The organism is Legionella sp. km772, from assembly GCF_003989735.1.
In the GTDB taxonomy this organism is placed as follows: Bacteria; Pseudomonadota; Gammaproteobacteria; order Legionellales; family Legionellaceae; genus Legionella.
The window spans coordinates 1-3748 of record NZ_RZGQ01000237.1; the positions used below are offsets into that span (position 1 = coordinate 1).

Below are 3748 nucleotides of genomic sequence, written 5' to 3' on the forward strand. Positions count from 1 at the left end.
AATCAAATAATCACTATAAAGATCAAGCATATCCATTTAATTCCCTCCCTAAAATTAAGGGCGGAATTCTAATGCTTTTTAGTCAAACTACAAGTTTATGTGCGTAACATGAGTAAATAATACTTAGGAAGAAGTAGACTTTTATAAGAATTTCCTTAGGTTGAAACGTTATTAAGTTTTGCTCGCGTAAAGCAGAATATAAAAATCTTGCTGAATATATGAAGCAACTTTGCGGAGAACTTGCGGAGATCCTCTTAGATATAGACATATTTATAAATATCAGGCAAAATCGGCGTCACTTAAGTTAGAATATTAAATTCATGAAAAAAATTCTTGTGCTACACGGACCAAACTTAAACCTCTTAGGCACCCGTGAACCCTCTATTTATGGCGCAATATCTTTGGAAGACATTAATAGTGACTTGATTAATGCAGCAGCTCAATATGGAATCGAACTGCATTGTTTCCAAAGTAATTCCGAAGCAGAACTTATTAACGCGATACATAGAGCTGGCTCTGATGGCACTAACTACATCCTTTTCAATCCTGCAGCCTATACCCATACCAGTATTGCCCTGCGTGACGCACTTTGCGCTATTGCACTCCCTTTTGTTGAGGTTCATATCAGCAACATATATTCACGCGAAGCATTTCGTCGTCACTCCTATTTTTCAGATATTGCTCAAGGCAGTATCAGTGGTTTTGGAGCTCATGGTTATTTATTAGCGCTTCAAGCAATTATTAAAGAATTAATATAGAGAGAGTAAAAATGGATATCCGTAAGATTAGAAAGCTAATTGAATTACTAGAAGAAACTGGCATCTCCGAAATTGAGATTAAAGAGGGTGAGGAATCACTACGTTTAAGCAGACATAGTAGTGTTGCGGCTGAGCCTCAACAAATTCGTTATGTCTCTACCCAAGCTATAGCCCAACCCTCAATGGGTGGGGAATCGAGCCCGGCTAAGGCCTTAGCACCACAAGAACCAACCGAATCATCGAGTTCAGGGCATAAAATACGTTCGCCTATGGTGGGTACCATGTACACCTCTCCCTCTCCTGATGCCGCTCCTTTTGTTAGCGTAGGTCAAACAGTCAAAGCTGGCGATACCTTGTGTATTGTTGAGGCGATGAAAATGTTTAATGAAATCGAAGCAGATCGTGCCGGAAAGATTGTAGAAATCTTAGTTGCTAATGGCGAGCCTGTGGAATACGACCAAGCTTTATTTATTATAGAATAGAGAGAAGTGCCAATGCTTAGTAAAATTGTGATTGCTAACCGAGGTGAAATTGCACTTCGTATTTTACGTGCGTGTAAAGAATTAGGCATCCAAACTGTTGCTGTTCATTCTGACGTTGATAAAGATCTTTTACATGTTCGTCTTGCCGATGAAACGGTATGTATAGGCCCTGCCCCAGCGCAAAAAAGTTACCTTAATATTCCGGCCATCATTTCTGCAGCAGAAATAACCGATGCAGTGGCTATCCATCCAGGTTATGGCTTTTTGTCAGAAAATGCTGATTTTGCCGACATAGTGGAGCAAAGCGGATTCCGTTTTATTGGTCCCAGAGGTGATACCATTCGCTTAATGGGTGATAAGGTTTCTGCCATTGCGGCCATGAAGGCGGCCGGTGTTCCCTGTGTTCCAGGTTCGGATGGCCCGCTAGGTGATGACGATGAGCAAAACTTAGCGATGGCACGGAAAATTGGCTATCCCATCATCATTAAAGCTGCAGGCGGTGGTGGTGGCCGCGGAATGCGGGTGGTACATAGTGAAGCTAGTTTATTAAATGCTATAAACCTGACTCGCAGTGAGGCGAAAGCCGCTTTTAATAATGCTACCGTGTACATGGAAAAATTTCTCGAAAATCCCCGCCATGTCGAATTTCAAGTGCTTGGCGATGGGAAAGGAAATGCTATCCACTTAGGTGAGCGTGATTGTTCCATGCAGCGTCGGCATCAAAAAGTGCTGGAAGAAGCCCCGGCTCCGGGGATCACTGAAGAATTAAGAAAAGAAATTGGCGCCTCGGTTATTAAAGCTTGTAAAGATCTCGAGTACCGCGGAGCGGGCACCTTCGAATTTTTATATCAAGATGGTTGTTTTTATTTCATTGAAATGAATACCCGTATTCAAGTAGAACATCCGGTTACGGAAATGATTACGGGTATTGATCTTATTAAAGAACAAATAAAAATTGCCAGCGATATTCCTTTTACCTTAACTCAAGAACAAATCAAATTCCGCGGGCACGCGATTGAATGCCGTATTAATGCTGAAGATGCCAAAACCTTTATGCCCTCTCCCGGAAAAATAAAATTAGTACATCAACCAGGCGGGCCTGGAGTTCGTTTTGATTCGCATATTTACAGCAGTTATACCGTTCCACCCAATTATGACTCTATGATTGGAAAATTAATTAGTTATGGTGAAACGCGCGCCGAAGCCATTGCGCGGATGCGTAATGCCTTAGACGAAATTATTATTGATGGAATTAAAACCAACATTGAACTGCAGCATCGCATTCTTCATGATAAATATTTTGTAGAAGGCGGTACCAATATTCACTACTTAGAAAAAATGTTGAAAGGATAATGAGCGTGTGGTTCCAGTTAAAAATTGAGCATTGCCCCAGCCAAGAGGTAGAAGAACTTAGTGAAGAACTTGAGGAGCTAGGGGCTTTATCGGTCATGTTAACCGATAAAAACGATAACCCTGTACTGGAGCCTGAGCCCGGCACAACACCGCTATGGCCTGAAGTGATAATGCATACTTTATATGCCCAAGCAGAAGAGGCGCAACGAGCGAAAGCTTATCTATCGGATACCCGACCAACCCTTCACTGCAGTATTGAAGTATTGCCTGAGAAAGATTGGGAGAGGGCTTGGATGGATGATTTCAAACCGCAACAATTTGGCCAACGTTTGTGGATTTGCCCTACTTGGCTGACGCCACCAGAGCCTAATGCGGTAAATCTTATGCTTGATCCAGGTTTAGCCTTTGGTACCGGCACCCATCCGACTACCGCGTTATGCCTTACTTGGCTTGAGCAAGCGCCATTGACTAATCTTAGTGTCATCGATTACGGTTGTGGTTCAGGTATTCTTTCTTTGGCAGCTATTAAACTAGGCGCAAAACAAGTTTTTGCGGTAGATATTGATAACCAAGCCTTGCAAGCAACGCAAAATAACGCTCAGGCAAACGATATCCATGCTCCGCATTTACTGGTTTCTTCACCTGAGCATTTACAAGATGCAGCCAATTTAATGATAGCTAATATTCTTTTAGCGCCACTAATGAAGTTAAAAGAGCGTTTCCATCAACTTTTAAAACCCGGCTCTTTACTGGTGGTTTCAGGAATTTTAAATGAGCAAGAAACCGAATTACTTGCAGCTTATCAGCCGTATTTTGAGCTTGTTACCCTAAAACAACTTGAGGGTTGGTCTTTATTAGTATTTAAACGCTTATAACTTATTCCGCCTAGGATGTGTAATGAAACAACGTTCCCAGCACTCTTTATTTAAACCACAAAGAGCGCTTATCTCTGTCTCCGACAAAACCAAGCTTATCCCTTTGGCTGAAACCTTACATGCCCATCAAATAGAACTGCTGGCTACTGGAAATACTGCTTTATTATTAACTCATGTTACGCACGGTCAATTTTAAGCTGCCATATTTTTAAGCTCCTGCCAAGCAATCTGGTTCGCTCTAAGAATCAATTTGTACTTAATAGCAAAGTGATTTAAATGA

The 3748-nt window shown here is 41.7% G+C and carries 5 protein-coding genes; all 5 read left to right on the forward strand.

The window, feature by feature from the left end; all coding sequences use genetic code 11:
- The first annotated feature begins 320 nt into the window (after window positions 1-320).
- From aroQ to ELY15_RS16275, 5 genes are read left to right on the forward strand one after another with little or no spacing between them, the layout of a single operon-like run.
- On the forward strand, window positions 321-758 hold the full coding sequence (gene aroQ / locus ELY15_RS14400) for a type II 3-dehydroquinate dehydratase (protein WP_127101237.1): 438 nt from the start codon (window positions 321-323) through the stop codon (window positions 756-758).
- Between the two features lie 11 nt (window positions 759-769).
- Window positions 770-1240, forward strand: coding sequence for an acetyl-CoA carboxylase biotin carboxyl carrier protein (gene accB, locus ELY15_RS14405; RefSeq protein WP_127101239.1), 471 nt, complete (start codon window positions 770-772; stop codon window positions 1238-1240).
- A 12-nt stretch (window positions 1241-1252) separates the two neighbouring features.
- A complete protein-coding gene (gene accC / locus ELY15_RS14410; RefSeq protein WP_127101241.1) occupies window positions 1253-2593 on the forward strand; it encodes an acetyl-CoA carboxylase biotin carboxylase subunit in 1341 nt (446 codons plus the stop codon).
- A 5-nt stretch (window positions 2594-2598) separates the two neighbouring features.
- The gene (gene prmA, locus ELY15_RS14415; protein ID WP_127101243.1) at window positions 2599-3468 is read left to right on the forward strand and encodes a 50S ribosomal protein L11 methyltransferase; all 870 of its coding nucleotides are present in this window, start codon (window positions 2599-2601) and stop codon (window positions 3466-3468) included.
- A 22-nt stretch (window positions 3469-3490) separates the two neighbouring features.
- Window positions 3491-3664, forward strand: a complete 174-nt coding sequence (locus ELY15_RS16275) for a hypothetical protein (protein ID WP_158617508.1) — start codon at window positions 3491-3493, stop codon at window positions 3662-3664.
- The last annotated feature ends 84 nt before the right edge of the window (window positions 3665-3748 follow it).

What these genes read in the sequence shown, in the direction of transcription:
- accC (WP_127101241.1), top strand. Translation starts at nt 1,253, where the DNA reads ATGCTTAGTAAAATTGTGATTGCTAACCGAGGTGAAATTGCACTTCGT.
- aroQ (WP_127101237.1), top strand. Translation starts at nt 321, where the DNA reads ATGAAAAAAATTCTTGTGCTACACGGACCAAACTTAAACCTCTTAGGC.
- accB (WP_127101239.1), top strand. Translation starts at nt 770, where the DNA reads ATGGATATCCGTAAGATTAGAAAGCTAATTGAATTACTAGAAGAAACT.
- ELY15_RS16275 (WP_158617508.1), top strand. Translation starts at nt 3,491, where the DNA reads ATGAAACAACGTTCCCAGCACTCTTTATTTAAACCACAAAGAGCGCTT.